General features: G+C 55.9%; 22 protein-coding genes. 13 read left to right on the top strand and 9 right to left on the bottom strand.

The genetic code is table 11. The annotated features are described in order from the left end of the window. Positions 1 to 96: 96 nt before the first annotated feature. Both MFP24_RS19850 and MFP24_RS19855 read right to left on the bottom strand, forming a co-directional pair. Positions 97 to 1,131 carry a CAP-Gly protein gene (locus tag MFP24_RS19850; RefSeq protein ID WP_249232000.1) on the bottom strand — a complete coding sequence of 345 codons (1,035 nt, stop codon included), beginning with the start codon at positions 1,129 to 1,131 and terminating at the stop codon, positions 97 to 99. Between the two features lie 191 nt (positions 1,132 to 1,322). After that, on the bottom strand, positions 1,323 to 1,526 hold the full coding sequence (locus MFP24_RS19855; RefSeq protein WP_249232001.1) for a hypothetical protein: 204 nt from the start codon (positions 1,524 to 1,526) through the stop codon (positions 1,323 to 1,325). Positions 1,527 to 1,584: 58 nt separating this feature from the next. Here MFP24_RS19855 and MFP24_RS19860 point away from each other — a divergent pair, with 58 nt between their 5' ends. The 3 genes from MFP24_RS19860 (at position 1,585) to ybcJ (ending at position 4,105) form a co-directional block, all read left to right on the top strand. Continuing rightward, positions 1,585 to 2,862 (top strand): DUF1835 domain-containing protein, encoded by a 1,278-nt coding sequence (locus MFP24_RS19860; RefSeq protein WP_249232002.1) that lies wholly within the window; start codon positions 1,585 to 1,587, stop codon positions 2,860 to 2,862. Positions 2,863 to 2,994: 132 nt separating this feature from the next. After that, positions 2,995 to 3,861 carry a bifunctional methylenetetrahydrofolate dehydrogenase/methenyltetrahydrofolate cyclohydrolase FolD gene (gene folD, locus MFP24_RS19865; protein WP_249232003.1) on the top strand — a complete coding sequence of 289 codons (867 nt, stop codon included), beginning with the start codon at positions 2,995 to 2,997 and terminating at the stop codon, positions 3,859 to 3,861. Between the two features lie 31 nt (positions 3,862 to 3,892). Beyond that, complete coding sequence (gene ybcJ / locus MFP24_RS19870) at positions 3,893 to 4,105, top strand: ribosome-associated protein YbcJ (protein WP_249232004.1); 213 nt, start codon at positions 3,893 to 3,895, stop codon at positions 4,103 to 4,105. Between the two features lie 68 nt (positions 4,106 to 4,173). On the opposite strand, the gene cysS is transcribed toward ybcJ, so the two are convergent. After that, on the bottom strand, positions 4,174 to 5,559 hold the full coding sequence (gene cysS / locus MFP24_RS19875) for a cysteine--tRNA ligase (RefSeq protein ID WP_249232005.1): 1,386 nt from the start codon (positions 5,557 to 5,559) through the stop codon (positions 4,174 to 4,176). Between the two features lie 309 nt (positions 5,560 to 5,868). Further along, positions 5,869 to 6,291: a DoxX family protein gene (locus MFP24_RS19880; protein WP_249232006.1), complete on the bottom strand. Its 423-nt coding sequence runs from the start codon at positions 6,289 to 6,291 to the stop codon at positions 5,869 to 5,871. A gap of 332 nt (positions 6,292 to 6,623) precedes the next feature. On the opposite strand from MFP24_RS19880, the gene ppiB reads away from it, so the two are divergent. The 8 genes from ppiB (at position 6,624) to mgtE (ending at position 17,144) form a co-directional block, all read left to right on the top strand. Continuing rightward, a complete protein-coding gene (gene ppiB / locus MFP24_RS19885) occupies positions 6,624 to 7,118 on the top strand; it encodes a peptidylprolyl isomerase B (RefSeq protein ID WP_249232007.1) in 495 nt (164 codons plus the stop codon). Positions 7,119 to 7,128: 10 nt separating this feature from the next. Next, the gene (gene lpxH / locus MFP24_RS19890; RefSeq protein ID WP_249232008.1) at positions 7,129 to 7,851 is read left to right on the top strand and encodes a UDP-2,3-diacylglucosamine diphosphatase; all 723 of its coding nucleotides are present in this window, start codon (positions 7,129 to 7,131) and stop codon (positions 7,849 to 7,851) included. 165 nt (positions 7,852 to 8,016) lie between these two features. After that, a complete protein-coding gene (purE, locus tag MFP24_RS19895; RefSeq protein ID WP_249232009.1) occupies positions 8,017 to 8,526 on the top strand; it encodes a 5-(carboxyamino)imidazole ribonucleotide mutase in 510 nt (169 codons plus the stop codon). Then, positions 8,523 to 9,593 carry a 5-(carboxyamino)imidazole ribonucleotide synthase gene (gene purK, locus MFP24_RS19900; RefSeq protein WP_249232010.1) on the top strand — a complete coding sequence of 357 codons (1,071 nt, stop codon included), beginning with the start codon at positions 8,523 to 8,525 and terminating at the stop codon, positions 9,591 to 9,593. The genes purE and purK overlap by 4 nt, the downstream gene beginning before the upstream one ends. Before the next feature lie 405 nt (positions 9,594 to 9,998). Further along, entirely contained in the window at positions 9,999 to 11,282 is a 1,284-nt protein-coding gene (locus MFP24_RS19905) for an HAAAP family serine/threonine permease (RefSeq protein WP_249232011.1), read from the top strand. A 157-nt stretch (positions 11,283 to 11,439) separates the two neighbouring features. After that, complete coding sequence (ppk1, locus tag MFP24_RS19910) at positions 11,440 to 13,512, top strand: polyphosphate kinase 1 (protein ID WP_249232012.1); 2,073 nt, start codon at positions 11,440 to 11,442, stop codon at positions 13,510 to 13,512. Further along, complete coding sequence (ppx, locus tag MFP24_RS19915; RefSeq protein ID WP_249232013.1) at positions 13,512 to 15,047, top strand: exopolyphosphatase; 1,536 nt, start codon at positions 13,512 to 13,514, stop codon at positions 15,045 to 15,047. Before ppk1 ends, ppx begins: the two co-directional genes overlap by 1 nt. A gap of 672 nt (positions 15,048 to 15,719) precedes the next feature. Beyond that, positions 15,720 to 17,144, top strand: a complete 1,425-nt coding sequence (mgtE, locus tag MFP24_RS19925; RefSeq protein ID WP_249232014.1) for a magnesium transporter — start codon at positions 15,720 to 15,722, stop codon at positions 17,142 to 17,144. A 32-nt stretch (positions 17,145 to 17,176) separates the two neighbouring features. Here mgtE and galK read toward each other — a convergent pair whose 3' ends face one another. Continuing rightward, positions 17,177 to 18,340: a galactokinase gene (gene galK, locus MFP24_RS19930; RefSeq protein WP_249232015.1), complete on the bottom strand. Its 1,164-nt coding sequence runs from the start codon at positions 18,338 to 18,340 to the stop codon at positions 17,177 to 17,179. A 15-nt stretch (positions 18,341 to 18,355) separates the two neighbouring features. After that, a complete protein-coding gene (galT, locus tag MFP24_RS19935) occupies positions 18,356 to 19,390 on the bottom strand; it encodes a galactose-1-phosphate uridylyltransferase (protein WP_249232016.1) in 1,035 nt (344 codons plus the stop codon). 420 nt (positions 19,391 to 19,810) lie between these two features. Here galT and galR point away from each other — a divergent pair, with 420 nt between their 5' ends. Beyond that, the gene (galR, locus tag MFP24_RS19940) at positions 19,811 to 20,821 is read left to right on the top strand and encodes an HTH-type transcriptional regulator GalR (RefSeq protein ID WP_249232017.1); all 1,011 of its coding nucleotides are present in this window, start codon (positions 19,811 to 19,813) and stop codon (positions 20,819 to 20,821) included. A 69-nt stretch (positions 20,822 to 20,890) separates the two neighbouring features. Here the strand turns inward: galR and MFP24_RS19945 are convergent, their stop codons facing one another. Next, on the bottom strand, positions 20,891 to 21,664 hold the full coding sequence (locus tag MFP24_RS19945) for a DUF3307 domain-containing protein (RefSeq protein WP_249232018.1): 774 nt from the start codon (positions 21,662 to 21,664) through the stop codon (positions 20,891 to 20,893). 2 nt (positions 21,665 to 21,666) lie between these two features. Continuing rightward, on the bottom strand, positions 21,667 to 22,263 hold the full coding sequence (locus MFP24_RS19950; RefSeq protein ID WP_249232019.1) for a SatD family protein: 597 nt from the start codon (positions 22,261 to 22,263) through the stop codon (positions 21,667 to 21,669). A 372-nt stretch (positions 22,264 to 22,635) separates the two neighbouring features. Between MFP24_RS19950 and MFP24_RS19955 the strand changes: the two genes are divergently transcribed. After that, positions 22,636 to 23,826, top strand: coding sequence for a NupC/NupG family nucleoside CNT transporter (locus MFP24_RS19955; protein ID WP_283164127.1), 1,191 nt, complete (start codon positions 22,636 to 22,638; stop codon positions 23,824 to 23,826). An 81-nt stretch (positions 23,827 to 23,907) separates the two neighbouring features. On the opposite strand, the gene edd is transcribed toward MFP24_RS19955, so the two are convergent. After that, complete coding sequence (gene edd, locus MFP24_RS19960) at positions 23,908 to 25,719, bottom strand: phosphogluconate dehydratase (RefSeq protein WP_249232021.1); 1,812 nt, start codon at positions 25,717 to 25,719, stop codon at positions 23,908 to 23,910. Between the last annotated feature and the right edge of the window lie 138 nt (positions 25,720 to 25,857).

Genomic DNA, 25,857 nt, shown 5'->3' on the forward strand with positions numbered 1-25,857 from the left:
ACGGGGCGCGGTCTCCATTTACCCGGCCTGCCCCGTGGTGAGGATATCTCACATGCTTAACCGATGGTGGTCGGCGTTTTTAGCCGACCGGCAAGGTTAACGCACAAAGTATCTGTTGCAGGTTTTAACGCCCCACAGTCCCGCCAGCGCACTGACGATCGCACCAATCAGCAACGCAAAGAAAGACCACAACGCGGCGTGAGCCACGGCGGAAGCGGCGACGGCGGCCTCTTCACGCGCGGCCTGTTTCAGTTCGGCATACTGCTGTTTCGCCTGTTCGATACCGGCTTCAACGTCATTCAGGCGCTGCTCGACCAACTGCGCCGTTTTCTGCTTGGCGGCAATCAGGTTATCAACGGTTTTATTCACTTCTTCCTGCGACATCGAGGTGTTTTCAGCCAGCGCCCTGGTCAAGCTGTCGCGATCGACGTCTTGCGTTAACGCTTCGCCGCGTTTTTTCAGCTTGTCGGTCAGCGTTTGAATAACGGCATCGCTGTTATTCGGGTTGATGGCCAGCGCTTTTACCGCTTCGCCGATTTCCTTTTTGGCGCCCTGCAACTGCGTTTGCACAAAGTCCGGCTGTAATGAGGCGATATTGCTTTTGCGTAAGGCCGCGGCCACTTCATCGGTCATCGCTTCAGGTTGCAGCTCGGTGTCCAGATTCAGATTATCAAATGCCTGTCCGCCGATATTGGCCATCCCCTGCAAACCGCCGCCTACGGCGGAACCGGCGCCGGAGATAACGTTACCGGTCAACGAGGCCACCGAACCCAACGCGCTGCCGGTCGCCTTTACCGCGCCGCCCAGCAGTGCGCTGCCTAAAATAGCGGCGACGATAAGCGCCGTCGCCCAGACAAGGAAACCGTGAATCAAGCCATCCATCGCCGCCAGTCGGCCGGCAATAAATGCCCCCACCGCCAGGCTGATAATGATGGAAACGGCGGACCAAACCAATACCGTGCTCCCAACGCCGTCGACCGGATCGTCGGACAGCGGATCAACAATCGAAAAACCTAGGCTGGTGCCAAGCGTAGAGAGCAATAACGAGACGGCTAACACGGTGATGACGCCGCCGATAATGCTCCCCCATGATATTTTTTTTGCCACGTGCAATTCATTCGTAACGCTCATACCTAAACTCCTGTTAAGTCGTCAGTTTTATGCTGTCGGCGTATTGTAAAACACCGTAAACACATTAAATCATTTAAAGTATAGCCGTGATTTTAAAAATGAAAGGATGAATAAAAAGCGCACCGAAACCAGAGAAAATAAACAATGGGATTATATACATGACTATTTATGGCAACAAATAATTAGCATGATTAATATAAGCTGACAATATAAATATTGACCGCAATAGCGCGCAGGCGGGATTTTAGCGGCGGCAACGGAAAACGATTATCGTCCTGACGCAACATATGACCATTGAAAGTTATATTACGCTTTGCTAACGTGCTGGAGGCGCGATCAGCGCCACCTTGTCCGCGGGAAGGGCTGCGCCCATGATCGATGAATCGGTATGCCATACGGCTTTCCCTTTTCTGTCTGACTGGCGGACTCGGACCTTGGAAAAGGGGCGCAATCATGACGTCATCCCAATCTTCCGTATTATCCTCACCCTTTCGCATTAATCTTGAGCAACAGCGTAAACGCGCTAAAGCGCTGCGCGATGCCATCAGGCAATCTCATCCCGAGGCAATTGCCCGCTTTAGCCGTTACCATCCCGGTTTGACGCCAGCGCAATTGGCGGAACGGTACGACCGACTGAGCGACGCGCAGTGGATCATCGCCCAGGAATTAGGGTTGCCAAGCTGGCCCAAATTGAAAGCGCATATAGAAGCGATGGCGCGCGCCAGAAAGGTGATCGACGCCCAGAGCAGAGCGCCGGATCACGCGCTTTCCACCTTACATATCCGCTGTGGTTCAGACATTCAGCAGCCGCTGCGGCAGGCCGGATTCCGGGGCGACTATCTGGCCTATAGCGATCCTTTTTGTCAGGGCCCGGTGCTTGCCGGCGACGACTGGCTGCCGCAACGGATAGCGTTTCTCGCCAGCCACTACACCTCGCGCATGGGCATCAGCCGGCAACAGCTTCTGCAACAGCGTGAACAGGAAGAACACACGCTGTTATCCGCCGGCGAAAATTATCGGCGCATCGTATTATGGTTTGAACATGACAGCTACGATCAGCTGATTCTGGCACGCTGCCTGGCTCATTTCGACGCTAACCCAGCTCCGTTGCTCGAAATGGTCACCGTCGATCGCTACCCCGGCAGCCGCCGTTTTCTCGGCCTCGGCCAGTTGCCGACCGAAGCTTTGCTGCTGCTGTGGCAAACGCGTCAGCCCGTTACCCCGCTGCAATGCCGTCTGGGCCGTCAGGTGTGGGAACAGTTGCGTTCGGATAATCCCTCGACGTTGCTGTCGCTGGCGACAGCGGTTGCCACCGACCTTCCCTTTATGCCGCAGGCGCTACTGCGCCATTGCCAGGAGTTTCCCGGCGTAGAGAATGGACTGGGCCTGACCGAACAACTGGCGCTGCGCTGTCTGGCGGAACGTCCCCACACGCCAAAGCAGCTTTTTCACACTCTGACGGAACACCATGACCCCTTGCCCTGGCTGGGCGATATCATGCTGGACGACATTATCGACGGACTGAGGCTGGCGCCGGAACCCGCGCTGTCGCTGGATGCGGCCTCGGGCGTCCTGAGTCTGACCGAGGTTGGACGCGCATTGCTGGCCAATCGTCTGGACTGGATGAACTGTTATCCGGCTGAACGCTGGCTTGGCGGCGTACGGATTGATGGCGGTCAACGCGGCTGGCGCTGGCATCAACGGAGTCAAAAATTGGTGCTGACAAGATAGATGGCGCCATGGCGGCGGCCCAGGGTAGCCGCCATTGTTATGATTATCTTTACACAATGCCTGACAGCGCGCGCGGCTTCTGACAAAATAGCGCCACTTCCCCGCATTTAAAATTGATGGATCTCATCTCAGATGGCAGCAAAGATTATTGATGGTAAAACGATTGCGCAGCAGGTTAAAGACGAAGTCGCTGCGCAGGTAAAACAGCGTCTGGCCGCGGGTAAACGTGCGCCGGGTCTGGCGGTTATCCTGGTTGGAGAGCATCCGGCATCACAGATTTATGTCGCCAGCAAACGCAAGGTCTGCGAAGAAGTCGGCTTTATCTCACGTTCTTATGACTTACCGTCCACGACGACGGAATCCGAATTGCTGGGGTTAATCGACCAGCTTAACGCGGACGACACCATTGACGGTATTCTGGTTCAGCTTCCGCTGCCGGCAGGCATTGATAATACCAAGGTGATTGAGCGCATCGCGCCCGATAAGGATGTCGACGGCTTCCATCCGTATAACGTCGGGCGCCTTTGCCAGCGCGCGCCGCTGCTGCGGGCCTGTACCCCGCGTGGGATTATCACGCTGCTGCAGCGCTACAATATCGACACCTTCGGCCTGAACGCCGTCGTCGTCGGCGCCTCCAATATCGTCGGCCGCCCGATGAGCCTTGAACTGCTGCTGGCCGGCTGCACCACCACGGTGACTCACCGTTTCACCAAGAACCTGCGCCACCATATTGAAAACGCCGATCTGCTGGTGGTCGCCGTGGGTAAACCCGGCTTTATTCCCGGCGAATGGATCAAACCCGGCGCCATAGTGCTGGACGTCGGCATCAACCGTCTGGAAAGCGGCAGGGTGGTCGGCGACGTAGACTACGACGGCGCCCGGGAAAAAGCGTCATATATCAGCCCGGTGCCGGGGGGCGTCGGGCCGATGACGGTCGCGACCTTGATTCAGAACACCTTGCAGGCCTGCGAGGAGTATCACGATAACGCCGCGCGGTAATACATACTTAACGCATATAAATCAGGAAATTATGGAAATTTTTCATCTCGACGATCACCCGCACGTTGAACTGTGCGATTTACTGAAACTGCTGGGCTGGAGTGAAAGCGGCGCCGCGGCCAAAGTGGCGATTGCCGCGGGAGAGGTCAGCGTCGACGGACAAACGGAGACGCGCAAGCGCTGCAAAATCGTTGCCGGCCAGCAAGTGCGGTTTAACGGCGCCGCGGTGGAAGTCGGCGCCTAGGATATCCGCATAAAAAACCCCGCCGATAGCGCTCCGGCGGGGTTTTATTTTGCTAAAGCGGCAACGAATTACTTACGGCGCCAGGTAGTTCCCTGCGGCCCGTCTTCCAGAATAATGCCCATCTCATTGAGCCGGTCGCGCGCCTGGTCCGCCAGCGCCCAGTCTTTAGCCTGACGGGCGTCCTTACGCTGCTTAATCAGCCCTTCGATCTCCCTGACTTCGGCGTCATCGGTCTGCGCGCCGCTTTGCAGGAACACTTCCGGGTCCTGCTCCAGCAGGCCGAGCACTTTCGCCAGCTTACGCAGCGCCGACGCCAGCTGATTGGCCGCGTGCGGGTCTTCCGTCTTCAGGCGGTTGATATCCCGCGCCATATCGAACAACGCGGAATAGGCTTCCGGGGTATTGAAATCATCGTCCATCGCCTCACGGAAGCGGGCTTCAAAGATCTCTCCGCCCTGCGCCTCCACGCTGCCGTCCGTACCGCGCAGCGCGGTGTACAGCCGCTCCAGCGCGGAACGCGCCTGTTTCAGGTTCTCTTCGCTGTAGTTCAGCTGGCTGCGGTAGTGGCCCGACATCAGGAAATAGCGCACGGTCTCAGGATCGTAATAGGCCAGTACGTCGCGCACAGTGAAAAAGTTATTAAGCGATTTCGACATTTTCTCCCGATCGACCATCACCATGCCGGAATGCATCCAATAGTTCACATACGGGCCGTCGTGCGCGCTGGTGGATTGGGCGATTTCGTTTTCATGATGCGGGAACATCAGATCCGAACCGCCGCCGTGGATATCAAAATGTTCGCCCAGCTGTTTGCAGTTCATCGCCGAACATTCGATATGCCAGCCGGGGCGCCCTTCTCCCCACGGCGAAGACCAGTGCGGCTCGCCGGGTTTGGACTTTTTCCACAACACGAAGTCCATCGGGTTATGTTTAACTTCCGTAATCTCGACCCGCGCGCCGGCCTGGAGCTGATCCAGATCCTGACGGGAGAGCGCGCCGTAGCCGCGGGCGGTGGCGACGGAAAACATCACGTCGCCGTTACTTGCCACATAGGCGTGGCGTCGGGCAATCAGCGCTTCAACCAGTTCGATGATTTCGGCGATATGATGGGTGGCGCGCGGCTCTTCATCCGGCCGTAAAATATTCAATGCATCAAAGTCAGCATGCATTTCGGCGATCATCCGGGTGGTGAGTTGATCGCAGCTTTCACCATTTTCCGCCGCCCGCTTGATAATTTTATCGTCAATATCGGTAACGTTGCGCACGTATTTCAGCGAATATCCCAAATACCGTAAATACCGCGCCACCACATCAAACGCCACAAAAGTACGCCCGTGACCAATATGACAGAGGTCATAAACGGTGATCCCGCATACATACATCCCGACTTGACCAGCGTGGATAGGTTTGAATTCCTCTTTTTGGCGACTCAGCGTATTAAAAATCTTTAGCATCAGGCATTCCATGGTATTCGCAGGATAGGTGGATCATCGTTCGCTGTAAGCGTGAGTAACATCATTTTGCCAAGGGCTTTACAACCCTGACGGCGTATTGAAACCTGAACCCTGCGCTATTGCAAGACTGACGCAGAGGAATAAACGGATAACCGCTAAGGAATAGCGCCAAAAAAACGCCCGGCGCGTTTTTTGACGTCGTCCCCGGCGACGGCCCGTAAGGGCGGCGGCCAGGGATGGCGCGCCGCAAAAAAGCCCGGAATTATCCGGGCCGGGAACCAAACTGCCGTGGCGACGGCACAGACGCCGTCAGCGCCAGCGCGGATTGGAGACCACCGAATATCTGCCGCTGCCGAGGAAAGCGATAGCCAGGCCGGCAAAGAAAAATACCGCCGCCGGTTCCGCGATCCACGCGCCGGTTTTAGTCAGTACGAATAAATCGTTCGGATTCGCCAGCAACGCGGCGGTAAGCATGGTGAAGGAAAAAATCAACGCGGCGGGACGGGTGAAGATGCCCAGAATCAGCAGAATCGGAATGATGACTTCACCAACATAGACGCCATAACCGACGAATGTCGGAATACCCGCTTCCACCAGCATTTTCTGCACGCCGCCAATGCCGCTATGGACCTTGTGCCAGCCGTGAAACAGCATCAGGATACTGAACGACACGCGCAGCAACAACTTCCCGAAATCGGGTTTATCCAATACTCGATTAATACTGTTGAGCATAATTCACCTTTCTATTGATTTAGTGTTATTTAAGGGTAATAAGAATCGCTCTCAGACTAATCCGGGTGGCAGCTAAACAACAAGCAAATTATGAAAAACAGTGATCCGGCGCAATAAAAATCTCATTCAAATAAATTAACTAACTTTTTGATATTAAATCAGTTTATTTGGATAGGCGAAATATCGCGCGCTGATTGAGCGCGCGCTCCCCAGGTTATGCGCCGGCCTGTACTGACTCGGCAAGCCAGTTATGTTATAAGAGCGCTCTTGATTGTTCACCGCATGTTGTGAGCGTCGTTGTTCATTACCAAGGCTATGTAGGGCTCATTACTATGATCACGTTTCATACCAACCACGGCGATATCGTCATTAACACTTTCGCCGACAAAGCGCCGGTTACCGTGGAAAACTTTCTCAATTACTGCCGCAGCGGTTTTTACGACAACACCATTTTTCACCGTGTTATCAATGGGTTTATGATCCAGGGCGGCGGTTTCGCTCCCGGCATGCAGCAGAAGGAAACCCAGGGCGCGATTAAAAACGAAGCCAACAACGGCTTGAAAAACACCCGCGGCACGCTGGCGATGGCGCGCACCAACGATCCGCACTCCGCCACCGCGCAGTTCTTTATCAACGTGGTTGACAACGACTTCCTGAACTTCCGTTCAGAGCGTGCGGACGGCTGGGGCTACTGCGTATTCGCCGAAGTGGCTGAAGGTTTGGACGTGGTGGATAAAATCAAAGGCGTGGCAACCGGCCGCAGCGGCATGCACCAGGACGTTCCCAAAGAAGACGTGGTGATCACCGGCGTTACCGTCAGCGAGTAACTGCCGCAGCATGGCGACACTATTTATTGCCGACCTGCATTTAAACATTGATCAACCGGCGATCACCGCCGGTTTTCTGCGTTTTTTACGCCATGAAGCGGTAAATGCGGATGCGCTGTATATTCTGGGCGATCTGTTTGACGCCTGGATCGGCGATGACGATCCGCAGCCGCTGCACGCGACGGTCGCCGACGCCTTGCGGACATTACATCAACAGGGCGTTCCCTGTTATTTCGTGCACGGCAACCGGGACTTTCTGCTCGGCAGGCGCTTCGCCAGACGCAGCGGCTTAACGCTGCTGCCGACGGAAAACGTGCTGGATCTGTACGGCCGGCGGATACTTATTTTGCACGGCGACACGCTGTGCACCGACGACCGCGCCTATCAGAAGTTTCGCCGCCGGGTGCATAATCCGCTGATCCAGCGTCTTTTCCTGCTGTTGCCTTTACGCCTGCGCCTGCGCATCGCGGAAAAAATGCGCTCGACCAGTCAGCGCGCCAACCAGCATAAATCGCAGCAGATTATGGATGTCAATCCGCAACAGGTTATCGCCCGTCTGCAACACTATCAGGTCAGCACCATGATCCACGGCCACACCCATCGTCCGGCCATTCATCAAATCGTCGCCGATCATTTCAGCGCGCAGCGCGCGGTGCTGGGCGCCTGGCATAACGAAGGATCGATGATCAAAGTGACGGAGCATGATATCGAACTGATTTTTTTCCCTTTCTGACCCCTTTTCCCCCCCGCGGCTTGCCGCCGGCGCTGTTTTTCGGGCGTACGCAACCGTTTTCCTCACTTTGCAGTCGTGATATGCTCTACGCCCTCAACGCCAGCGCACCCACTATCTGGCGGATGCCGCACCACCACCATGTAACATCACAGGAGCTTTACAGGCATGTCATCCAACGTTGCCCCGGCTAAAATCGCCATCGTCATGGGTTCAAAGAGTGACTGGGCCACCATGCAGTTTGCCGCGGAAATCCTCACTACGCTGGCTATTCCTTTTCATGTGGAAATCGTCTCCGCCCATCGAACGCCGGATAAGCTGTTCAGCTTCGCCGAACAGGCCGCGAGCAACGGTTTCGAGGTGATTATCGCCGGCGCGGGCGGCGCGGCTCATCTGCCGGGCATGCTGGCGGCCAAAACGCTGGTGCCGGTATTGGGCGTGCCGGTGCAGAGCGCCGCGCTGAGCGGAATCGACAGCCTTTACTCCATCGTCCAGATGCCGCGCGGCGTGCCGGTCGGTACTCTGGCCATCGGCAAAGCGGGAGCGGCCAATGCCGCGCTGCTGGCGGCGCAGATTCTGGCGTTACATGACGGCGCAATCGCCACGCGCCTGGCTGACTGGCGGCGGAGCCAGACCGATGAAGTGTTATCCCACCCCGACCCGCGGGAGGAAGCATGAAACCGGTCTGCGTATTGGGCGATGGTCAGTTGGGAAGAATGCTGCGCCAGGCCGGCGAGCCGCTGGGGATCGCGGTTTACCCGGTCGGGCTGGATGCGGAGCCGGAATCGGTGCCTTTCCACAACAGCATCATTACCGCTGAAATCGAACGCTGGCCGGAAACGGCGCTTACGCGTGAGCTGGCGGCGCATACCGCGTTCGTCAACCGTGATATCTTCCCGCGTCTGGCCGACAGGCTGACGCAAAAACAGCTGCTGGACGAGCTGAATCTGGCAACCGCTCCCTGGCAGCTGCTTGCCGCCGCGGAAGAGTGGCCGCAGGTTTTTAGCCGGCTCGGCGAGCTTGCCATCGTCAAACGCCGCGTCGGCGGTTACGACGGCCGCGGACAGTGGCGCCTGCGGGACGGCGAGCAGCACGGATTACCGGCGGACTGCTATGGCGCATGCATCGTTGAACAGGGCATCAATTTTTCCGGCGAGGTGTCGCTGGTCGGCGCGCGCAACGCGCACGGGGAGTGCGTTTTTTATCCGCTGACGCATAATCTGCATCAGGACGGCATTCTGCGCGCCAGCGTCGCCCTGCCCCGGCCGGCGCCGCAGTTGCAGCAACAGGCGGAACGGATGCTCTCCGCCATCATGGACGAGCTGGGCTACGTTGGCGTGATGGCGATGGAATGTTTCATCGTCGGCGATCGTCTGCTGATTAATGAACTCGCGCCGCGCGTACACAACAGCGGCCACTGGACGCAAAACGGCGCCTCCATCAGCCAGTTCGAACTGCACCTGCGGGCGATTCTGGATCTGCCGATGCCGGCGCCGGTGGTGAGCGACGCCTCGGTGATGGTCAATCTGATCGGCACCGACGTCAATACCGACTGGCTGTCGCTGCCGCTGGTTCATTTGCACTGGTATGAAAAAGAGGTGCGCCCGGGGCGTAAAGTCGGCCATCTGAATTTACCCGCCCAGGATACCGCTCAGCTGCGGCAGAGCCTGCAATCGCTGGCCGCCATGCTGACGGATGAATACCACAGCGGTCTGCGCTGGGCGCAGGAAAAACTGCCGGTCTGATTCGCCGCCAGGCATACGCCGCGCTATGCCTGGCCGTTCGCTAAAAGCGAAAACACGATTTTTCAGCGTGACATCCTTGAAATGGCGTTTATTATTTACATCATCCCTGTTTTTAACAGTTTTATATTCCCGGTCATTTTTATCGTTTGAAAATAAATTATCGCATCAATAATTTTCCGTCAAAAAATAAACTATCGCCATGGATATTTTCATTTCCCCTGAAATTTATTAAAATGATTCACTTCGATTTATTTATGCGATCGCCGCAATATTATTCGCCGGCCAGCACGATATACATGCAGCCACAAAGGTATGCCCATCGACGTAATTTATATGTCCACTCCGTAGCGGCAACTTACCGGTACTGTACTTTTTATATACTGTGTTCACTAAGGAGAAATTTGCATGAGCACAATTCACGATAGCAGCCAGGCGTTGGAGCAGGCTTCAGACTGGCGCAAAAGCGATACGGTGTGGATGCTCGGCCTTTATGGTACGGCCATTGGCGCCGGCGTGTTGTTTCTGCCGATAAATGCCGGTATCGGCGGCCTGATCCCGCTAATTATCATGGCTATTATCGCTTTCCCGATGACCTATTATTCCCACCGCGCGTTGTGTCGATTTGTATTATCCGGTAAAAAAGGTGGTGAAGATATTACAGAAGTTGTTGAAGAACATTTCGGCGTCGGCGCTGGAAAATTAATCACCTTGCTGTATTTTTTCGCCATTTATCCCATTCTGCTGGTTTACAGCGTGGCGATTACCAATACGGTTGACAGTTTTATTACTCACCAGCTGCATTTGCCTTCTCCGCCCAGAGCATTGCTGTCTTTGATATTAATCATGGGATTAATGTTTATTGTCCGCTTCGGCGAAACCATGATTGTTAAGGCAATGAGTATTCTGGTTTATCCTTTTGTTGTTGTTTTATTACTGCTGGCGCTGTATTTAGTGCCGCACTGGAATACCTCTGTTTTCGAGAATGCTTCCCTGGCGAACAGCGTAACCGGCAATGGGCTGCTGGCTACCTTGTGGCTGGCGATCCCGGTGATGGTTTTCTCATTCAACCATTCGCCGATCATCTCCTCCTTTGCGGTCGCCAAGCGTAAAGAGTATGGCGAACAGGCCGAGAGGAAATGCGCCCGCATTCTGTCTTACAGCCATATCATGATGGTAATCACCGTGATGTTCTTCGTGTTCAGCTGCGTGCTGAGCCTCTCCCCGGCCGAGCTAATGGAAGCAAAAGAGCAGAACATCTCCATTCTGTCCTATCTGGCTAACCACTTTAATAACCCGCTGATGGGCTACCTGGCGCCGGTTATCGCCACCATCGCCATCTCCAAATCGTTTCTCGGCCACTATCTGGGAGCCGGCGAAGGTTTCAACGGCATGATCGTGAAGTCGCTGCGCAGTAAGGGGAAAACCATCTCCAGCGGCAAACTGAATCGCATTACCGCGTTGTTTATGCTGGCGACGACCTGGCTCGTCGCCACGCTGAACCCCAGCATTCTGGGGATGATCGAAACGCTGGGCGGTCCGATTATCGCCTGCCTGCTGTTCCTGATGCCGATGTACGCCATCCAGAAAGTCCCGGCGATGAAAAAATACGGCGGCCATATCAGCAACCTGTTCGTCACCGTTATGGGGCTGATCGCTATCTCCGCCATCGTTTACAGTTTGTTGGGTTAATCGTCACCGCCGGAAAAGCAGGTAGCATATGTTGCCTTTATGCCCGTAATATGACGATGGCAACGCCGTCCGCGGATTGGATTTTCACGTCATGAACGCGCCATAATGTTGATGGATATTGGATAGACCTTCAGCATACTAGTTTACCGGAGTGACAATGAGTCAGGACAAACTCTATATTGAAAAAGAGTTAAGTTGGTTATCCTTTAATGAACGCGTACTTCAGGAAGCGGCAGATAAAAGCAACCCCTTGATTGAGCGCATGCGCTTTCTTGGCATTTACTCCAGCAATCTCGATGAGTTTTATAAAGTCCGTTTTGCCGATCTGAAAAGACGCATCCTGATTAACGAAGAGCAAGGTTTAGACGGCAATTTACGCCACCTTTTAGGCAAGATTCAGGCGCGGGTGCTGAAAACCGATCAAGTTTTTGACAATCTTTACAACGAGTTACTGCTTGAAATGGCGCGCAACCAGATTTTCCTGGTTAATGAGCGCCAGGTCTCCCCGAATCAGCAGGATTGGCTGCGGGAGTATTTCAGGCTGCATTTACGCCAGCATATTACCCCGATATTGATCCAGCACGACACCAATCTGGTGCAGTTCCTGAAAGATGACTACACCTATCTGGCGGTGGAAATCATCCGCGGCGATAGGATCAATTACGCGCTGCTGGAAATTCCCTCGGACAAGGTTCCCCGCTTCGTCAACCTGCCGGCGGAAGCGCCCCGCCGCCGCAAGACCATGATTCTGATTGATAACATTCTGCGCTATTGCCTGAACGATATTTTCAAGGGCTTTTTCGATTACGACGCGCTCAACGCCTATTCGATGAAAATGACGCGTGACGCGGAGTACGATCTGGTCACCGAGATGGAGTCCAGCCTGCTGGAACTGATGTCTTCCAGCCTCAAGCAGCGGTTGACGGCGGAGCCGGTGCGCTTTGTTTATCAGCGCGATATGCCGGATGCGATGGTCGCCGTACTACAGGAGAAGCTGGGGATCTCCTCTTATGACTCGGTGATCCCCGGCGGTCGTTACCACAATTTTAAAGACTTTATTTCGTTCCCCAACGTCGGCCGCGCCGCGCTGGTCAACAAAGCGCTGCCGCGCCTGCACCACGAGTGGTTCGGCCACTTCCGCAATGGCTTCGACGCCATTCGCGAACGCGACGTACTGCTTTATTATCCGTACCACACCTTCGAGCATGTGCTGGAGCTGCTGCGCCAGGCGTCGTTCGACCCCAGCGTGCTGGCTATCAAAATCAATATTTACCGCGTGGCGAAAGATTCCCGCATCATCACCTCGATGATCCACGCCGCGCACAACGGCAAGAAAGTCACCGTGGTGGTGGAGCTGCAGGCGCGTTTCGATGAAGAGGCCAATATTCACTGGGCCAAACGGCTGACCGAGGCCGGCGTTCACGTGATCTTCTCGGTGCCGGGGCTGAAAATTCACGCCAAACTGTTTTTGATCTCCCGCCGTGAAGGGGACAACATCGTGCGTTACGCCCATATCGGCACCGGCAACTTCAACGAAAAAACCGCCCGGCTCTACACCGACTACTCGCTGATTACCGCCGACGAACGCATCACCAATGAAGTGCGCCGGGTATTTAATTTCATCGAAAACCCCTATCGGCCCGTCTCCTTTGAGCATCTGCTGGTTTCTCCCCAGAATTCACGCGACAAGCTTTATCAGTTGATCGATAAGGAAACCGACAATGCGCTGGCGAATATCGACGCGGGCATCACCCTTAAGGTGAATAACCTGGTGGATAAAGGGCTGGTGGAAAGGCTGTATCGGGCTTCCGCCGCCGGCGTGAAAATCAATCTGCTGGTTCGGGGTATGTGCTCGCTGATCCCGGCTCTACCGGGGATCAGCGAAAATATTCAGGCGATCAGCATCGTCGATCGCTATCTGGAACACGATCGCGTATATGTGTTTAATAATGGCGGCGATAAGAAAGTCTATCTCTCCTCCGCCGACTGGATGACGCGTAACATTGATTACCGTATTGAAGTCGCCGTCGAAGTGCTCGATCCCATTTTAAAAAATCGTATTCTGGAGATTCTGGACATTCTGTTCAGCGATACGGTGAAAGCCCGTGTGATTGATAAAGAGCTGAGTAATCGCTATGTATTGCGCGGCAACCGTCGTAAAGTACGCGCGCAAAATGCCATTTATGATTACATCAAGGCGCTTGAGCAACCCGAGGATAAGCCTGAATAATGCCATTAACGAATCAAGACGACGATGTCGTAAAACCCCAGGAGTTCGCCGCCGTCGATCTGGGGTCCAACAGCTTTCATATGGTGATCGCCCGCGTGGTAAACGGCGCGCTTCAGGTGCTTAGCCGTTTAAAACAGCGCGTTCATCTGGCCGACGGACTGGACGGTCAAAACCGGCTCAGCGAAGAGGCGATGGAGCGCGGTTTAAGCTGCCTGGCGCTGTTTGCCGAACGGTTGCAGGGGTTCTCGGCGCTGAACGTCTCCATTGTCGGCACCCATGCGTTGCGCCAGGCGACCAACGCCCAGGAATTTCTGCGCCGGGCGGCGGAAATCATTCCCTATCCGATTGAAATCATCTCCGGCCATGAAGAGGCGCGGCTGATTTTCATGGGCGTGGAGCACACCCAGCCGGAAAAGGGGCGCAAGCTGGTGATCGACATTGGCGGCGGCTCCACCGAACTGGTGATCGGCGAAGACTTTGAGCCCATGCTGGTGGAAAGCCGCCGTATGGGCTGCGTCAGTTTTGCCCAGCAGTTTTTCCCCAACGGCGAAATCAGCGCGGCAAACTTTAAGCGCGCCAGGCTGGCGGCGGCCCAGAAGCTGGAGACGCTGGCCTGGGAATACCGTATCTACGGCTGGCAATATGCGCTGGGGGCGTCCGGCACCATCAAGGCCGCCCATGAAATTCTGGTGGAAATGGGCGAGAAAGACGGCCTGATTACGCCGGAACGTCTGGAAATGCTGCGCGACCATGTGCTGCGCTTTAAGTCGTTCAAGGCGCTGAGTCTGCCGGGGCTGCCGGAAGACCGGCAGTCGGTGCTGGTTCCCGGGCTGGCTATTCTGTGCGGCATTTTCGACGTACTGGCGATCAAAGAGCTTCGTCTTTCCGACGGCGCGCTGCGGGAAGGGGTGCTGTATGAAATGGAAGGCCGTTTCCGCCATCAGGATATCCGTATCCGCACCGCGCAAAGCCTCGCCGGCCATTACAATATCGATCGGGAACAGGCGCGCCGGGTGCGGGAAACCACCGAGTCGCTGTACGCCCAATGGGCGCAGCAAAACCCGAGTCTGGTGCACCCGCAGCTTGAGGCGATCCTCAACTGGGCTTCCATGCTGCATGAGGTCGGGCTGGGCATAAACCACAGCGGCATGCATCGCCATTCGGCCTATATTCTGCAAAATACCAACCTGCCCGGCTTCAATCAGGAGCAGCAGCTATTGCTGGCGCTGACCGTGCGGCTGCATCGCAAGGCCATCAAGCTGGAAGAGTTCCCGCGCCTGAACCTGTTTAAAAAGAAGCAGTATTTGCCCATGGTTCAGCTATTGCGCCTGGCCACCCTGCTGAACAATCAGCGGCAGGCCACCACCACGCCCGCCACGCTGCGCCTGCTCACCGACGATAATCACTGGACGCTGATTTTCCCCGCGGGCTTTTTCGCCCAGAACACCCTGGTGCAGCTCGATCTGGAACGGGAGCAGGAATACTGGAAGGATGTCGCCGGCTGGAAGCTGAATATCGAAGAAGAGCCGGCCTGAACCGGATGCCGATAACGCCGAGGCTTCGCTTCTCCTCAGCGTTATCGGCCCGTTGCCCCGCGCAGCGCCGCTTTTTACCGCCGCAATGAAAGGCGACGCCGTCTTTCATTTTTTTATCCTGATGGATTGACCTGCGTCAGCGCTTGTGCCTAAATTAATCACAGCGAATGTTCGCTTCCATAGGAGATTTTACGGTAATGTCCACGCTTACCCATAAACGACGAATATCAATGCGCCCGCGACGAAGTAGTTCACGCATTGCCCGTGCCGTTTTACTGATCAGTTTTATTATCCTCTTAGGCCGTTTTGCTTACTCCGCTATCAGCGCGTTCGCCCATCATCAGGACAAACAGCAACAGCGCGTCGAACAATCCCTCACCGCTTCCGACGTAGTAATCCACAAGAAAGAATAACGTTCGCCGCCCCGCGACTGTTTTGTAGCTGATTATTCAGCCTCTTCATCCGCGCGTTCCGTCACGCCATCGATTCGCGGCATCCGCGTCCCGCTGCCTTTTTATTCCCCCGATTCAACACATTCAGGCATTAATCCGCAAACCGTCCTATTCTTAATCCACTGATTTTGCGCTACGTTTAGTCATCTGCACCAACCGTTCAGTACAATCGGGATAAAATACCGATCGGGAATAAAACCATACCGAGCATAAGAAACTCATGTCGAATGTAAAAAAACTCACCGCCATCCGGCGTCGCATATCGCTTTTACTGTTAGAAAACGGCGACTTGGTTGATAACATTCTCAACCGGCAACCAGGAGACAGCGCCACAGAACGTAAGACCCTGCTCGACCAGACGGCAGAAATATGCCGGTTGATTATCGGGCTGCACGCCGCCGACCTGGCCGACCTGCTGGAGTCGCTGCCCCATGACGAACGTTTGGCGCTCTGGCGGCTGATCCCCATAGACCGGCGCGGACGGGTGCTGATCGAGGCCTCCGACAGCATTTCGGACGATCTTGTCGGCGATATGCAGAATAAAGAGATTCTGAAAGCGGTGCGCGTGCTGGATGTTGACGAACAGGCCCAGCTGGCGCGCATGATCCCCCGCCATCTGCTGGGCCGGATACTGACCTCGCTGGAGCCGAAACAGCGCGCGCAGGTGCGTGGCGCGATCGATTATGACGAAGATTGCGTCGGCCATATCATGGATTTCAAACTCACCACCATACGGGCCGATGTTACCCTTGCCGCGGTACAGCGCTATCTGCGCTATCGGAAAACCATTCCGGAGTCCACCGATAAGCTGTTCGTCACCGATCGCAAGAACACCCTGATTGGCGAGCTGTCTCTGGCCAATATATTGCTTAATGCGCCGGGGACGTCGGTAGCCGCCATCATGGATAAACAGCCGACCATGTTCCAGCCGGAAGATCGGGTGACGGACGCCGCCGGGGCTTTTGAGCGTTATAACCTGATCTCCGCCGCCGTGGTGGACAGCAAAGGCAAACTGATGGGCCGCCTGACGGTGGAAGATATCGTCGACGTGGTCAATAAAGAAAGCGACAGCCATCTGCGCCGTTCCGGCGGGTTAACGCCCTCCGAAGACGTCTACGCGCCGGTCTACAAAGCCGTACGCAACCGCTGGGGCTGGCTGGCCATCAACCTGTGCACCGCCCTGGTGGCGTCACGGGTTATCGGCCTGTTCGAAAACACGCTGTCGCATCTGGTGGCGCTGGCCACCCTGATGCCGATCGTCGCCGGCCTTGGCGGAAATACCGGCAACCAGACCATCACCATGATCGTCCGCGCGCTGGCGCTGCATCAGTTGGAACACGGCAGGAAGTCTTATCTGCTGTTAAAAGAGCTGGGCGTGGCGCTGGTCAACGGCCTGATATGGGGCGGCGTGATGGGGCTTATCACCTTCGCGCTGTACGGCAACCCCGAAATGGGCGGCGTCATGATGCTGGCGATCCTGCTCAACCTGCTGCTGGCGGCGCTGATGGGGGTGCTGATCCCCCTGGTTATGGTGCAGCTCGGACGCGACCCCGCCATTGGCTCCAGCGTAATGATTACCGCCATCACCGATACCGGCGGATTTTTTATTTTCCTCGGGCTGGCAACGCTATTTTTGCTGCCGTGATGCAGCCCGCGTCGCCTGACGCCCAAAGCGGCTCAGCTCAGCCGGCCGGCGCCGTCGGACGGACGGCAGAGATAGATTGAAGCCGGCAATCCGCTGCGCGCCGGGTATTCGCGCTCCAGCATCCGGCAAATGTCGGCGGTCATCGTCGCCGGCACCAGCGACACCACGCAGCCGCCGAAACCGCCCCCGGTCATTCTGGCTCCGCCCTGCTCACCGACGTGGTTCTGAATCAAATCCACCAGCGTATCAATCTGGGGAACGGTGATCTCGAAATCGTCGCGCATCGAAACGTGAGACTCGGCCATCAGGGCAAACAGGCGTCTGGCATCCTGCCGGGCCAGGGCGTCGGCCGCTTGCAGCGTACGACTGTTTTCGCTAATAACGTGGCGGGCGCGTTTTACCGCCAGCGGATCCAGCCCCGCCGCACCCGCCGCAAACTGCTCCGGCGACAGATCGCGCAGCGCCCGGACGCCAAAATGGCGCGCCGCCTCCTCGCACTGCCGACGACGGGTATTGTATTCGCTGTCCACCAGTCCGCGACGCACGTTGGAATTGACGATCAGGATATCGAACCCTTCCAGCATACTTACCGCCCGCCCTTCCAGCGACCGGCAGTCGATCAGTAACGCATGCCCCGACCGCCCCTGCGCCGAAATAAACTGATCCATAATGCCGCAGCTACAGCCGACAAAATCGTTCTCCGCCCGCTGGCCGACCAGCGCCACGTCCAGCTGGCTGATATCCAGGCGGTAAAGCGCCTTGAACGTCTGTCCGACGGCGACCTCAAGAGAGGCCGACGAGCTTAATCCCGCGCCGGACGGCACATTGCCCGCAATCACCATATCCATGCCGCCGATCGGCAAGCCGCGCGCCTGCAAAAACTTTACCGTGCCGCGCACATAGTTTGCCCAGGTATATTCGGCGTGCGGCGCTATCTCCTGCGTCAGATCAAATTCATCCTGCTGGCTATCGCAGTTTACCGCCACCACCCGCACGATGCGGTCTTGCCGAACCGCCGCGCCGATCACCGTCTGGTAATCGATGGCGCAGGGTAAGACAAAACCATCATTGTAGTCGGTATGCTCGCCAATCAGGTTCACCCGTCCCGGCGCCTGAATATGCGCCTGCGGCGCGTAACCGAACAGGCGTTGAAAGGTTGCATCGACGGAGTGGCGCAAAGCATCAATACGGCTCATACCCGGTCCTCAAATTTACTCACGAAAATGGATATCGCTGACGCCGCGCAGGCGTTCGGCCGCCTGTTCCGCCGTCAGATCGCGCTGGGCTTCCGCCAGCATTTCGTAACCGACCATAAACTTGCGCACGCTGGCGGAACGTAATAGCGGCGGATAAAAATGGGCGTGCAGCTGCCAGTGGCTATTCTCTTCGCCGTTAAAGGGCGCGCCGTGCCACCCCATGGAATAGGGAAACGAGCACTGAAACAGATTGTCGTAACGACTGGTCAGTTTTTTCAGCGCCAGGGCCAAATCCTCACGTTGAGCCTCGCTCAACTGCGGCAGTTGCCGTACGGCAAACTTCGGCAGCAACAGGGTTTCAAACGGCCAGGACGCCCAGTAAGGCACCACCGCCAGCCAGAATTCGGTTTCCACCACCAGCCGCCCGCCGTCCGCCTGCTCGCGCTGCGCATAGTCAAGCAGGAGAGGCGTACCGTAGTGTGTAAAATAAGCCCGCTGCTCCCGATCTTCGCGCACCACTTCATTAGGTAAAAAATCGTTGGCCCAGACCTGCCCGTGCGGATGCGGGTTCGAGCAGCCCATCATCGCCCCTTTATTTTCAAACACCTGTACCCAGGGATAACGTTGTCCCAGTTCCGACGTCTGTTCGCTCCAGGTGTCGATGATCCTTTTCAGGGCTGACAGCGGTAATTCCGGCAGACTTTTGCTGTGATCGGGCGAAAAACAGATCACGCGGCTAACGCCCCGGGCGCTTTGTATCCGAAACAGCGGATCGTCGCCGGGCGAAACCGTCGGGGTGTCTTCCATCAGGGCGGAAAAGTCATTGGTGAAAACAAACGTCCCCTGATATTGCGGATTCATATCGCCGGTGATGCGCTTATTCCCTGCACACAGATAGCAGGTTGGGTCATGCGGCGGCGGCGCTCGGCGCTCGGGTTCATCCTGCTGCCCCTGCCATGGACGCCTGCCGCGGTGCGGGGAAACCAGAACCCACTCCCCTTTCAGCGGATTGAAACGGCGATGCGGGTGTTCGGTTGGTTCAAATGGCATAGATCGCTCCTCAAAACAGGACAGACACCCTTCGCCGTGGCGATATTTCCCGGCGGCCTCCGGATGATGATGTCAAAACCGCACCGAATGTAACATGTTCCACTTCAAATTACAGATATAACTCATTAATAATAAACAAAATAAATTAATATTAATATTTATGGATACGTATTTAGTGTAATCGATTACCCTAAATTTAAACCGCATGATGACATTTGGGAAGTGAGAAGTTACTCTTGATAGTGATACCGATCACATAAGCGTTCTCTGGATACCGACGCTAAAAGAATGAATAGGTAACATCTGAAAAAACCTATCGTTTTATAAACCTGTCGTTTTATAAACTTTTAGTTTTTGCTAACCACTGCGTTAACCGGGAAAACCCATGCCCCTCGGTAATGCCGATTTCAGGAATCCGCCATGGCTACAATAAAGGACGTCGCTCGTTTGTCAGGGGTATCGGTCGCCACGGTTTCACGCGTCATCAACGATTCGCCCAAGGCCAGCAGCGCTTCGCGTCAAGCCGTGCATAAGGCGATGGCCGAATTGAAATATCATCCTAACGCCAATGCCAGAGCCCTGGCGCATCAAAGCGCCGAAACGCTGGGTCTGGTGGTTGCCGATGTCTCCGATCCCTTCTTCGGCGCCATGGTGAAATCAGTGGAGCAAATCGCCCAGGCGACAGGAAATTTTTTACTTATCGGCAATGGTTACCATAATGCCGAACAAGAGAAAAAAGCGATTGAACAGCTGATTCGCCACCGCTGCGCCGGGCTGGTGGTCCACGCCAAAATGATTGCCGATCGGGAACTGGCGTCCTTGATGAGCCACATCCCCGATATGGTGCTGATCAACCGTACCCTGCCGGGCTATGAAACCCGCTGTGTGGCGCTGGACGACCGCCACGGCGCCTGGTTGGCTACCCGCCACCTGCTGCAGGAAGGACATCAAAAGATCGGTTTTCTTTGTTCGAATCACCCGATTTCCGACGCATTCGACCGCTTACAGGGCTACACCGACGCGCTGAATGAGCACGGCCTGCCGGTGGACGAGCGGCGGATCGCCCGCGCGTCCCCGGATGAAACGGGCGGTGAATCCGCCATGACCGAACTGCTGAGCCGCGGCGGCAATATAACGGCCGTGGTGTGTTACAACGACTCCATGGCGGCGGGCGCGCTATCGGTGCTTAGCGATAACGGCATCAACGTTCCTCAGGATATGTCCGTCGTGGGGTTCGACGATGTGCTGATCGCCCGTTATCTCCGTCCCCGCCTGACCACGGTGCATTACCCGGTTTCGGCCATGGCGATACAGGCGGCCGAACTGGCCGTCGCCCTGCATCAGGGAAAAACACTGCAAGAGACGACAAACCTGTTCAGCCCGACGCTGGTTCGCCGTCACTCCGTCAGCCCGCCGTCCCAGAAGAAATGACGCTTTCCTCTTTAATCCGCCGGCCCGACTCGTCGGGCCGGCGTCCGTTTACAGGGTTGCGCCCGCCGGTTACAGCAGTCGCCTGACCAGCAGGCCGAGCATGATGGTCAAGGTGAAGGAAAACAGCGTGCCAAGCATCACATACTCGGTACGCATCTTATCGTCGCTTTGGCGCAGATCGCCGAAACGGAAAATGGATTTTGCCGCCAGTAAAAAACCAATCGCCGGTATCTGCCCAATTAGCACAAAGGTCAGAATTAGCGTTCTTTCCAAATAGCCGATTTGTTTCCCCGCTCTCAGCAGTGAGTCTTTATTCTCCCTGGCGGAAGGGGGCATCTGGGGCGACCAACGCGCCAGCAGTTGGTCGATCAGGAGACTCATCGGCAGGTAAATCACCAGATAGGCGGCAACAATCAGGCTAAACTGCACGCCAGCCAGTTGTTGACACAAGAAAGAGAGCAGCGGCCGGGCATCGGGAATCAAGGCTAACCACAGAAGCAGGATCGCCGACAGATGCAGCCCCTGATCTATCAGGAAACTGCCGGCCTGGTTTAACCGGCTCATTACGGTGACTTTCATCAGGTCGATCAGATAATGGCTGATGCCTATCACCGGTAATGCGAGCAACGCGTAGAAAGAGGGCAAACCGCCGTACAGTAAACCAAATCCGGCGACGACCAAGGCCGCCGCCGCCGCATGCAGAATGGCGTGGAGCAACAAAAATTTCGAACCGGCGCGGTATCTGGCTTTATGCTTCACCCAACTGAGCGGTTGCAAAGAGAAATCAACAACCAGATGCGCTATCAGCATCCAGGTCAACAGCGGAGCGTAGGTTAAATCCATGGCTAGGTTATCCTGTTGATGGCAGAGATAAATCTTGTGATTTCCTCATAGGCGGCCCGTTTGAGCGCAGCGGATACCGTTGATGTCGCCTTTTGCAGTTTTTTCGCCACCTCGACGTTGGTCGCGGCAAACATCCGCGCCTGGACGATTTTTGCCTCGCTCGGCGATAGACGACTAATGACATGATCTAACATCGGCAGCAAATCGCTGACAACCGCGTTTGTTTTATCATTGTCATTTTTCAGAGCCAGTCTGCAATTTTTGCCTATCGTATCCAATGCCTTGCCGGAATTGACAAAAGCGCTGCCGTAGCCTGTTCCCCGAGCCTTGCGGCTGCCTATGCCAACGGCTACCCTGGCGTCCCGGTAGGCGATGCCGGAGGCTTTCAACGCGATGCGGATATACACCGCCAACAATAAGCCCTGTTCGGATTTAGCGACGGCTTGAAAAGAATCGCCCCGGAAGATTTCGAAGCTATGTAACCGTTTAGCCTGCTGCAAATCGTGCAGCAGGTTTTCCAGCCGCTCAAGATAGGCCGTGGTGTCACCCCGTTGGGAATTGACCAGATCGCCGGTAATCACACTGATTTTTGTCGCCATTTTTATCGCCCTCAGGCAATGATAGAACCAAAATTCGTACTCAGGGACGAATATATCAAATATTCGCCTCTAGATGCGAATTTTACCGCTATTCGCCATACGGAACGAATCCGACTCGGTGGAATTAGTCCGCCAGGCTGCGGACATGGTTATGCACCCATCGCTACGCGCTGATGAAAATATCGCCGTTGTAAGGAGGCATCAGAATAATGAATGGTTAAAAGTGCCGAGATAACGAGATGCGCCATTTAGTTTAGCCATCATTCTCATATAGAATTGCATTTTTGCGTTCTCCATCTCATTTTTGGCGCAGCCGTTACATAAAATGACCTGGAAAATTTGGCCTGCCTCATATTTGGAGCATACATGTCCCTGTTACATATTGCGCAATTTGCGTTAGCGCTGGTTGTTGTTGCGATTCTGGCGTTACTCATCTGCCGCGACCGTAAAAGCATCCGCATTCGGTTTATTATTCAACTGCTGGTTATTGAAATCCTGCTTGCCTATTTTTTCCTCTACTCGAATATCGGCCTGGGCGTGGTAACAGGGTTTGCCGCCGTTTTTGATAAGTTACTTGGTTTTGCGGGCCAGGGAACCGATTTCGTCTTTGGCGATATGGTCAACAGCGAGAAAAACCTGATTTCCTTCTTCTTCAAGGTGCTTTGCCCCATCGTGTTTATTTCCGCGCTGATCGGGATTCTGCAATACATCAGGCTATTGCCGATCATCATCCGCCTGATCGGCACCGTGCTGTCCAAAGTCAACGGCATGGGCAAACTGGAGTCGTTTAACGCCGTCAGTTCGCTGATCCTCGGGCAGTCGGAAAACTTTATCGCCTACAAGGATATCCTGGGCAAGATGTCCGAAAAGCGCATGTACACCATGGCGGCGACGGCGATGTCCACCGTTTCCATGTCGATCGTCGGCGCCTATATGTCCATGCTGGACGCAAAATTCGTGGTTGCCGCGCTGATACTGAACATGTTCAGCACCTTTATCGTGCTGTCGCTGATCAATCCGTACAAAGTCGACGCAGAACCGGAGTTGCAGCTGGGCAATCTGCATGAAGGCCAGAGCTTTTTTGAGATGCTGGGCGAGTATATTCTGGCGGGCTTCAAGGTTGCGGTTATCGTAGCGGCCATGCTGATTGGTTTTATCGCCCTGATTGCCGCCATCAACGCCATCTTCAGCGCGGTATTCGGCATAAGTTTTCAGGAGATGCTCGGCTACGCTTTCTACCCGTTCGCCTGGATTATGGGTATCCCCTCCCATGAAGCGCTGCGGGTCGGCAGCATTATGGCGACCAAACTGGTCTCCAACGAGTTTGTCGCCATGCTGGAACTGCAAAAGATCGCCGGGGAACTTTCACCGCGCAGCGTCGGGATCCTCTCCGTCTTTCTGGTTTCTTTTGCCAACTTCTCGTCTATCGGCATCATTGCCGGGGCCATCAAAGGCCTGAATGAGCATCAGGGCAACGTGGTTTCCCGCTTCGGACTGAAGCTGGTTTACGGATCCACATTGGTGAGCATCCTTTCCGCCTCCATTGCCGGGCTGGTGCTGTAAGCGGGATTGCTGACAAAGCCGCCTGTAAGAACAAGCTTTGTCAATGGCCTGAACCGGGAACCGTCGTTCCCGGTTTTACTTTCAGAAAGGAATGCAGCAGGCCCCCTGCTCCGCGCCGGAAAGGCGTTCACGCAAGGCGGTAAACAGCTCTCTGCCGCAGCCCTGATGGTAGGGCGTTAAATCGTACGGGACGACATCACGCCGCGCCAGTTCGGCATCGTCAATCAGCAGCGAGAGTTCTCCCCGACGTCCGTCGACGCGCACCCTGTCGCCGGTGCGGATTTTCGCCAGCACCCCGCCGTCGCCGGCTTCCGGCGTGACGTGTATCGCCGAAGGCACCTTGCCGGACGCGCCGGACAGACGGCCGTCGGTCACCAGCGCCACCTTGAATCCCTTATCCATCAGTACGCCCAGCGGCGGCATCAGCTTATGCAGCTCCGGCATGCCTATCGCCCGCGGCCCCTGATAACGCACCACCACCACGCAATCCTTATCGAGTTCGCCGGCGTCAAACGCCCGGGCGATATCATGCTGACTGTCAAAGACCACCGCCGGAGCTTCAATAACCAATGATTCATCCGGCACCGCGGAGGTTTTCATCACCGCCCGGCCCAGATTGCCGGACAGCACCTTTAACCCGCCGTGCGGCGAATAAGGCCGGTCGGCCGAGGTAATCACCGCGGGATCCAGCGAGGCTGCGGGACCGTCGCGCCATTGCAGGCCCGCGTCCGCAAGATAAGGTTCCCGGGTATAGCGCCGCAACCCCCGTCCGGCGACCGTATCGACGTCCTCATGCAGCAGACCGCCGTCGAGCAGTTCGCGCACCAGCAGCGCTACGCCGCCGGCGGCCTGAAAATAGTTGATATCCGCCGGACCATTCGGGTAAATGCGACACAGCAGCGGTACCACCTCGGACAGGCGTGAAAAGTCATCCCAGTTGATGATAATGCCGGCCGCCCGGGCGATGGCGACCATATGCATGGTAAGGTTCGTCGACCCGCCGCTGGCCAGCAGCGCCACCATGCCGTTAACCATCACCCGTTCGTTTACCAGCCGGCCGACCGGCAGATAGTTGCCGGAAACCTCGGTCAGGCGGACAATCTGGCGGGCCGCCGCCTCATTCAGCGCCTGGCGCAACGGCGTATCGGGATGCACAAAAGAGGCGCCGGGCAAATGCAGCCCCATCACTTCCATCACCATCTGGTTGGAATTGGCCGTCCCGTAAAAGGTACAGGTTCCGATGCCATGATAAGAGGCGGCCTCCGACTCCAGCAGCCCCTGGCGATCCACCTTGCCCTCGGCGTAAAGCTGTCTGATGCGCACCTTTTCCTTATTGGGCAGGCCGCTGGTCATCGGACCGGCCGGAACAAACAACGCCGGCAGATGACCGAACGACAGCGCCGCCATCAATAAACCGGGAACAATTTTGTCGCAGATGCCAAGGTACAGCGCGCCGTCAAACATATTGTGCGACAGCCCCACCGCCGCCGACATCGCAATCACATCGCGGCTCATCAGCGACAGCTCCATGCCGTCCTGCCCCTGGGTGATGCCGTCGCACATGGCGGGCACGCCGCCCGCCACCTGCCCCACCGCGCCCGCCGCCCGCAGGGCCGCTTTCAACTGCTCAGGGTAGTTTTCGTAAGGCTGGTGGGCGGAAAGCATGTCGTTATACGCCGTGATAATCGCAATATCGCTGTGCACCATATTTTTGAGCATCGCTTTGTCATCCGGCGCGCAGGCGGCAAAGCCGTGGGCCAGATTACCGCAGGCCAGCCGGGAACGCTGCGCCTTACTCTCTCCGGCGGCGGCTATCCGCTCAAGATAGGCGCGCCGACTGTCGGTTGAACGATCGATAATCTGCTGTGTGACCTGTAATACAACCGGGTTCATACTGTCTCCTGGATCTGAATCAAAAACGGCACAATGGGAGCGGCAACGCGTAACCGGCGGGCATGAGCGATATTATTTTTCACCCGCTTATCACGCCCTTTTAAAATAAGAGCGCCCCCTCCCCTGTTAATTAAAAAA

The sequence above is a fragment of the Brenneria tiliae genome, assembly GCF_023347575.1.
GTDB classification, from domain to species: Bacteria; Pseudomonadota; Gammaproteobacteria; order Enterobacterales; family Enterobacteriaceae; genus Brenneria; species Brenneria corticis.

Bases quoted from the DNA above. Each gene is read 5' to 3' on its own strand.
- purE (WP_249232009.1), top strand. From the start codon at position 8,017: ATGTCATCCAACGTTGCCCCGGCTAAAATCGCCATCGTCATGGGTTCA.
- galK (WP_249232015.1), bottom strand. From the start codon at position 18,340: ATGAGCCGTATTGATGCTTTGCGCCACTCCGTCGATGCAACCTTTCAA.
- cysS (WP_249232005.1), bottom strand. From the start codon at position 5,559: ATGCTAAAGATTTTTAATACGCTGAGTCGCCAAAAAGAGGAATTCAAA.
- galT (WP_249232016.1), bottom strand. From the start codon at position 19,390: ATGCCATTTGAACCAACCGAACACCCGCATCGCCGTTTCAATCCGCTG.
- MFP24_RS19880 (WP_249232006.1), bottom strand. From the start codon at position 6,291: ATGCTCAACAGTATTAATCGAGTATTGGATAAACCCGATTTCGGGAAG.
- MFP24_RS19950 (WP_249232019.1), bottom strand. From the start codon at position 22,263: ATGGCGACAAAAATCAGTGTGATTACCGGCGATCTGGTCAATTCCCAA.
- MFP24_RS19945 (WP_249232018.1), bottom strand. From the start codon at position 21,664: ATGGATTTAACCTACGCTCCGCTGTTGACCTGGATGCTGATAGCGCAT.
- mgtE (WP_249232014.1), top strand. From the start codon at position 15,720: ATGTCGAATGTAAAAAAACTCACCGCCATCCGGCGTCGCATATCGCTT.
- MFP24_RS19905 (WP_249232011.1), top strand. From the start codon at position 9,999: ATGAGCACAATTCACGATAGCAGCCAGGCGTTGGAGCAGGCTTCAGAC.
- ppx (WP_249232013.1), top strand. From the start codon at position 13,512: ATGCCATTAACGAATCAAGACGACGATGTCGTAAAACCCCAGGAGTTC.
- purK (WP_249232010.1), top strand. From the start codon at position 8,523: ATGAAACCGGTCTGCGTATTGGGCGATGGTCAGTTGGGAAGAATGCTG.
- ppiB (WP_249232007.1), top strand. From the start codon at position 6,624: ATGATCACGTTTCATACCAACCACGGCGATATCGTCATTAACACTTTC.
- ppk1 (WP_249232012.1), top strand. From the start codon at position 11,440: ATGAGTCAGGACAAACTCTATATTGAAAAAGAGTTAAGTTGGTTATCC.
- folD (WP_249232003.1), top strand. From the start codon at position 2,995: ATGGCAGCAAAGATTATTGATGGTAAAACGATTGCGCAGCAGGTTAAA.
- MFP24_RS19855 (WP_249232001.1), bottom strand. From the start codon at position 1,526: ATGGCATACCGATTCATCGATCATGGGCGCAGCCCTTCCCGCGGACAA.
- ybcJ (WP_249232004.1), top strand. From the start codon at position 3,893: ATGGAAATTTTTCATCTCGACGATCACCCGCACGTTGAACTGTGCGAT.
- MFP24_RS19860 (WP_249232002.1), top strand. From the start codon at position 1,585: ATGACGTCATCCCAATCTTCCGTATTATCCTCACCCTTTCGCATTAAT.
- lpxH (WP_249232008.1), top strand. From the start codon at position 7,129: ATGGCGACACTATTTATTGCCGACCTGCATTTAAACATTGATCAACCG.
- edd (WP_249232021.1), bottom strand. From the start codon at position 25,719: ATGAACCCGGTTGTATTACAGGTCACACAGCAGATTATCGATCGTTCA.
- galR (WP_249232017.1), top strand. From the start codon at position 19,811: ATGGCTACAATAAAGGACGTCGCTCGTTTGTCAGGGGTATCGGTCGCC.
- MFP24_RS19850 (WP_249232000.1), bottom strand. From the start codon at position 1,131: ATGAGCGTTACGAATGAATTGCACGTGGCAAAAAAAATATCATGGGGG.